The organism is Verminephrobacter aporrectodeae subsp. tuberculatae At4 (assembly GCF_000193225.1).
Lineage (GTDB): Bacteria > Pseudomonadota > Gammaproteobacteria > Burkholderiales > Burkholderiaceae_C > Acidovorax > Acidovorax aporrectodeae.
In genome coordinates this window covers 1-6,158 of sequence record NZ_AFAL01000959.1, presented here as the reverse complement: position 1 = coordinate 6,158, position 6,158 = coordinate 1, and the positions used below count along the sequence as shown (strand labels likewise).

Annotated in this window: 5 protein-coding genes and 1 pseudogene; 3 read left to right on the top strand and 3 right to left on the bottom strand. The window is 62.7% G+C overall.

Translation table 11 applies throughout. From position 1 onward, the window contains the following. The 3 genes and pseudogenes from VTU_RS30065 to VTU_RS32310 all read left to right on the top strand — a co-directional run. On the top strand, window positions 1-508 hold a 508-nt coding region (locus VTU_RS30065; RefSeq protein ID WP_010109784.1), incomplete at its 5' end, for a hemagglutinin repeat-containing protein. A gap of 23 nt (window positions 509-531) precedes the next feature. Continuing rightward, window positions 532-1,164, top strand: coding sequence for a hypothetical protein (locus tag VTU_RS0123095; protein ID WP_029554684.1), 633 nt, complete (start codon window positions 532-534; stop codon window positions 1,162-1,164). 37 nt (window positions 1,165-1,201) lie between these two features. Then, window positions 1,202-1,486 (top strand): annotated as a pseudogene (locus tag VTU_RS32310) (IS4 family transposase); the annotation flags it as partial. Window positions 1,487-1,592: 106 nt separating this feature from the next. On the opposite strand, the gene VTU_RS32150 reads toward VTU_RS32310, so the two are convergent. The 3 genes from VTU_RS32150 to VTU_RS0123075 form a co-directional block, all read right to left on the bottom strand. Continuing rightward, on the bottom strand, window positions 1,593-2,423 hold the full coding sequence (locus tag VTU_RS32150) for a DUF4145 domain-containing protein (RefSeq protein WP_081479937.1): 831 nt from the start codon (window positions 2,421-2,423) through the stop codon (window positions 1,593-1,595). A gap of 145 nt (window positions 2,424-2,568) precedes the next feature. After that, window positions 2,569-4,806: a PhoX family protein gene (locus VTU_RS0123080; RefSeq protein ID WP_010109777.1), complete on the bottom strand. Its 2,238-nt coding sequence runs from the start codon at window positions 4,804-4,806 to the stop codon at window positions 2,569-2,571. A gap of 145 nt (window positions 4,807-4,951) precedes the next feature. Beyond that, window positions 4,952-6,070 carry a class I SAM-dependent methyltransferase gene (locus tag VTU_RS0123075; protein ID WP_029554683.1) on the bottom strand — a complete coding sequence of 373 codons (1,119 nt, stop codon included), beginning with the start codon at window positions 6,068-6,070 and terminating at the stop codon, window positions 4,952-4,954. Window positions 6,071-6,158: the final 88 nt, after the last annotated feature.

Below are 6,158 nucleotides of genomic sequence, written 5' to 3'. Positions count from 1 at the left end.
GTTCCACAGCGCCGCGACGACGCAGCAGCTGACGACGCTCAATGCCGGCCAGGCCCTGAGCATCACGGCAGCCGGCGACGCGCACTTCAGCGGAACGAATGCCACTGCGGGGACCGATCTGACGGTCCAGGCGCGCAACATATCTATCGAAGCGGCCAAGGACAGCCTGAGCATCGATCTGCAGAACGCGCGCAAGAATGCCTACCACCGCGCCGCCCAGACCAACGAGACCCTCGTCGGCGGCGTCTTCACTGCCGGGCGCAACGCCAGCCTGATTGCCAGCGGCGCCAAGGCGGATGGGCAGGGCAACATCACCGCAGTGGGCGCGACGATTGCCGCGGGTGGCCAGGCGAGTCTGATCGCGAACAACGACATCACGGTCCAGAACGCGACGACCGAGCACGGCCAGGCAAGCGAGAGCTACGACCGCAGGAGCGGCCTGTTCTCGAACAAACAAAGTCGCGCCGCCAATATATCGATAATGGTGGCTTATTCAAACAATGAGTGATTGCGGCGCGTGGCGGCGCATCAATGTCTTACCGAATCAAAATCGAAACAAAAAGCATGTTGGAATTCACAAACCCGGCCTTTACGGCCCTGGTTGGCAGTGTGATAGGGGCCTTCTTCACATTGTTCGCTGCAGTGTTGGTGACCAAAGGGCAAGAGCGCGTTGCGCGCATCAATGCAGATAAGGACTTGCGGATTCACGCGGACAAGATGACGAACTCGCGTCTGACCGAGGATGTCACAGCGCGGCGCGGGAAGCTCTCTGAACTTCACCAAATTCTCTCTCGCGTTGAGTTCGAGAATTCTCAAACGATGAGCTACATGAGCGCCGAGGAGAATCTGGAGATTCCTGTGTTCCGACAACGCTATCGGGAACTCTGTTCGATGATGGCTTCGGCTTTGAGCATCGTGGATATCTACTATCCCGAGATGTCGCAGTCGATGCTGCTCGTTTATGGAAAGGCAAACATCTTTTGGGGTCAGCAAGAGCACCTTCTTCGCACCCCCAGCCAGGATCGCAAGGCATGGCAGGAGCGCCACGCGGCCGTAGTCGAAACGGCCCACAAGATCCGCGACTTGACATCTGCGATGCAGGAAAATGTTCAGGCCGAGGCGCGCGATCTCGCCCGATCACTGGCTCTTCCAAACCGGCGGTGAACCGGCTAAGCACATCTCGTTATACATAAGTCCCCCCATGGTGGGAGCGTGGCGCATTGCCCGGCTGATGCGGCTGGGGCGCAGTTGCCCGCAACTGGATGCGCAGCTGATGTTCGAGCCCGACGAATGGAAAGCGGCGTACATCCTGAACAAGCAAGAGTTGCCCAAGTAACCGCCCACGCTCAACGAGGTGGTACGGCTGATTGCCAGGCTGGGGGGCTTTCTTGCGCGAAAGTGCGCTGGTGAGCCCGGAGTCAAGACCATCTGGCTGGAAATGCAACGCATTCTTGACTTTGCCGCTGGCATCAGGTTCTGTCGCGAGCTTCAGGTTCAGGGGGTTTGTGTATATCGAAATGGATTGGTGCCTAGCGGCTTTTTATATAGGGTCGACATGAATAACTCGCATGGCGATCAGAATCTGTAAGTTGTTACTTTGTATAAGTTTCAGATTCGCGAAAAAGGGAGAGGGTCGCCTCCCTCTCTCGTGATATTGACTGGGGAGCTTTGTTCTCGTTTATATTGGTAGCCATCGGATGAAGCGAGAATATGCCATCAAGAACGTGTTCCAGAAGTTTGTAGCCGTCCAAGACATCGTCACGCTTGATAGGATCACCATGCGTACCGGCATTGCCTATCCATTTTTGTGCCAGCAAAAGACTCTTGTACCCAGCGTGTTCCTTTGGCAGGCGTTCAATGCGCTCGTGTAATGATAGCTTTCGCAATGGTTGCGTCTCAGACGATAGTGGTTTGCGAGTATCACGGATCTTGCGGGCTACCTGTAGATGATCCATTAAGGATTCAAGCGCATTCCGAAGTTCATTGAGGGCGTTTCCAGGACTCGAAAAAAATACTCTGAAAGAAGCATGAACACAGCCTCGGACACTTTCAGACGTATTTTCCGGAACCACAAACATCATAAGGTGCGGTTGAAAGAAAGTTGGTATTAGTTCTTCCGCCCACGCCCATCCTGAGTCCGTCCCATTATCCGAAGAATCATACCATGACCATGCACAGTCGAGGCCTTTCCCGACACAGAAGACGACCTCGCCGCACTGTTCCTTCTCACAAGTGAAGTCGGCTCTGAAAGTTCTTTCCACCCTGTCATGATCAGCTTCCGGGTTCGCGAGGTCGGCCTTGGCTTCCGCAGTCTCCTTGTTGACAAGATTGCTCATCGTAAGAAACGAGTCACATCGTGGGCAACGGTACTTCGGGACTGCTTCTTTGCAAAATCGCTCCTTGCTGAATAGTTCTCGGTCCATTTGCACCCTTCATCCTTATTTGGCCTCGCAGCATAGCATCGTCGGCTTCTACGACAGTCCGATAAACCCGTGGATCGCCCCCGAAGCGCTACTGCCACACGAATTGATCGCTCGCCCCGGACCGCCAGCCACCCCGGCCACCCCATCAAGTCCCAATACGATCGCCGTCGTTCTTGGTAATCGCAATGGTCGCCGACCGGGGCCGCTTGCCTGCGCCGTAGCCCACGTTCGAAGGCCACTGGCTCTGGTACTTGGCGGGGTCGGTCAGATTTGCTGCGCCGGTGTCCTCGCCGGGATGCTGGATGTTGACGAAGATCGTCTTGCCGTCCGGCGTTTCGGCCCAGCCGGTGATTTCGCAGCCCTTGGGTCCGACGAGGAAGCGCTTGAGCGTGTCCGCCGTCGCGGGCTTGCCTACGGGGGTGACGATGTCCAGTTTGCTGCCGTCGGTCTTGGTGTAGCTCAGCGTCTTCTTGCCGCCGTCGCCCACCTGGCCGGCAACGGCGGCCAGCAGCATGCAGTTGCTCACGTCGGTGTAGGCGTTGTCGTCGGTTTCGATCCAGCAGATTCCGGTGGCCTTGCTGAAGGCCAGACCGTCGGGGCTGGAGAAGTCCTGATCGTCCGTGAGCGCGGAGAGGTTGATCCGGGTCTTGTCCGCGCCGGCTTCGGCGCCAAACAGGTACACGTCCCAGGCGAAGCCCGTTACCGACGCGCCTTCCTTCAGGCGCACCAGGTGGCCGTTCGGGTTGCCCTCCTGCTTGCTCGTGCCCTTCATGTCCGTATACGCCCGGGGGTTGGCCGCGTCGAGCGCGTGCTGGCCGCTGCCCGGGTTGGCGCTGCGGTCCTTGTTGTTCGTGAGCGTGAAGTAGACCTCGCCGTTCGCGGGGTTTACGGCGCTCCACTCGGGGCGGTCCATCCGGGTTGCGCCCACGGCGTCCGCTGCCAGGCGGGTGTTGATGGCGATGTCCGCCGCGTCGGCAAACCGGTAGCTGGCGTAGCCTGCAATGGTGCTGTTGCCCAGGGCCAGTTCGACCCATGTTCCCGTGCCGTCGGCGTTGAATCGGGCGACGTACAGTTTGCCGTCGTCGAGGTACTTGTTGCCCACGGCCATGCGGTCGGCGGCGTTCGCGTCGGCGGCGCTCCACAGGGCGTTGGAGACGAACTTGTAGATGTACTCGCCGCGCGAGTCGTCGCCCATGTAGACGCTCACCGGCTGGCCCGCAATGACCTTGCCGAAGGCCGCGCTTTCGTGACCGAAGCGGCCCAGCCCGGTGCGCTTTCTGGCCGTGCGGGCCTTGTCGTAGGGGTCGATCTCGACGATGAAGCCCATGCCGTTCATTTCGTTGCGGTAGTCGTCGCGGCCGTCCTCCGAGCTGCCGGTCCTGCTGATGTCCCAGCGCTGGTACTTGTCGTCGGTGCCGCCGGTTTCCCAGCCGTGGCGCGAGGCTGCGCCCTGCTTGCGGCCATACCGGTTCAGCGCCGTGACGCTCTTGTCCTTGCCGCGCGCCGCGTCATCGGTGGCGCTGCGGGTGAAGTAGCCAAACCAGTTTTCTTCCGCCGTGAGGTAGGTGCCCCAGGGCGTCTTGCCCGTGCCGCAGTTGTTCAGCGTTCCGCGGGTCGTGCTGCCCTCGGGCGAATACTTGGTGATCAGCTGCGCGCAGCCCCGGGCCGGGCCGGCGATCTCGATGGGGCTCAGCGGTGTGAGGCGGAAATTCAGCGCAGAGCCGGGCGCGTAGGACCATTTGCCGGCCGACTTGGCGATTTCGATCACGGAAATGCCGTGGACGTCGATTTCCTTGTCCACTTCGCCCGCGGCGCGGGGCAGGCTGGAGGCGCCGCCGTCGGCGTGCAGGAAGTACGACGACAGCTTTTCGTTGGTGGTGGCCTCGTGGTTCATGGCCAGCAGGCCGCGCTCGGTGGCGTTGTCGTTGCGCTTGCCGTCGGCTCCGAGGCCGAACCATTCCATGCCGTCGTGGTGGTCGCCGGCGCGCTGGTCGAGGTCGGTGTCCGTGCCGTCGTTCCTGTAGGCGGCCACTCCGGATGCCATGGGGTCACCGAGCGCAAACAGCACGCTCGCGGTGTAGCCCGCGGGGACGCTCACTCCGTCGGCCAGGCTCTTGGGTACGGCGTCGAAACCCAGCAGCTTGGGCACCTGCGGGTCGCCGTTGCTGTCGCCATTGCCGTTGCCGTTGCCGTTCCCACCGCAGGCGCTCACGCCAAAGCCGCCGAGCATGGCGCTGCCCACCGTGCCCACACCGCCCCGCAGCAGGCCCCGGCGCGACAAACGGGTGCTGAGCACCGAATCAAACGTCGGGTTCGCGGAGTTGTTGGAATCCTCGTTGTTGAAGTCGATCGCCTGCTCGGGCGCGTCCACACGCTGGGTCATGGGGGTTCCTTTGGGTTGTCGTTTGCAAAACCGACAGAGCATAGAAACCGCAGGTGACACGGCCATGAAGTTTTGATGTCGGTTTGATGACGTTCGGGCCGGCGATTCGCGCGCAGCCGGCGCCGCCGCCTGGCCGGGTGCGAACTCAGAGCCGGTGCGTGCGGTCGCCGCGCGCAAAGCCCAGTGGCTCCCACGCAACGCCCGCGCCCAGGGCCAGCACCTTGAACAGTTCGCCCATCTCGTGTTCCATGATCAATGGGGCCGCCCGCGCACGTTCCGCGATCGATGCATGCTGCATTTTCTCTGGCAGGCCGCAGTTGATCAGGAAGTGCGCCTGCGTGGTGTAGCCCAGCACGTGCAGCCCGGCCTGCTGCGCGGCCAGCGCCAGGGCGCTGAAGTTGACGTGCGCGCTGATGTCCTTGTGGCCCACCTGGGTCAGCGGGTCGCCGTCGGCCCGATGCCCGCGGTGGCACATCAGCGTGCCCATATGGCGCTGGGGGTGGTAGTACTCGCTCGCGCCAAAGCCGTAGTCCAGCAGAAAGACCGCGCCGCGCGCGAGCCGGTCGGCCAGGGTGCGGATGAAGGCCTCGGCCTGGGCGTGGATTTCGGTCAGGTAGTCCTGCGGGCCTTCGATCCCGACGGGCGGGCGCAGCCCGGTGGGGCGGTCGGACCAGGCCAGGGCGCCGTCGTCGCCGGACACCACGCCGCGTTCATGCCAGATGCCGCCCCGCTGGCCGCCATGGCGGGCCAGCAGTTGCACCGGCATGGCGTCGAGCAGTTCGTTGCCGAGCACCACGCCGCTGAATTTTTCGGGCAGCGCGTCCATCCAGCGCAGCTTGTGCGCGTGCGCCGCGAGCCGCGTTTGCTGGCGCGCGCGCAGGCTGGCCGACAGGTCCACGATGGTGTAGCGCCGCACCCGCTCGCCCAGCGCATCGAGCAGGTGCAGCGCGAGCGCGCCCGAGCCCGCGCCAAACTCCCAAAGCTCGTGCGTTTGCGTGGCCTCCAGCGCCTGCGCCAGTTGCACGGCCAGCGTCTGGCCAAACAGCGGGGTCAGCTCGGGCGCGGTCACGAAGTCGCTGCCCGACGCGGGCAGGGCGCCGAACTTGGCGCTGTCGTTGGCGTAGTAACCCAGTCCCGGGCTGTACAGGGCCAGCGCCATGAAGCGGTCAAACCCGATCCAGCCGCCCGCCGCGGCAATCGCCGCGCGGATGTGCTCTTGCAAGGGGGTCGCTACACTGTGCCGTTCCTGAATCACGGCGCGCATTCTCCCCCACATGTCGGCCCTGCCCTCCTCGCCCTCTCCGTCCCCCCTGCCCCGGCCCCGCACGGTGCTCGTCACCGGCGCCGCCCGG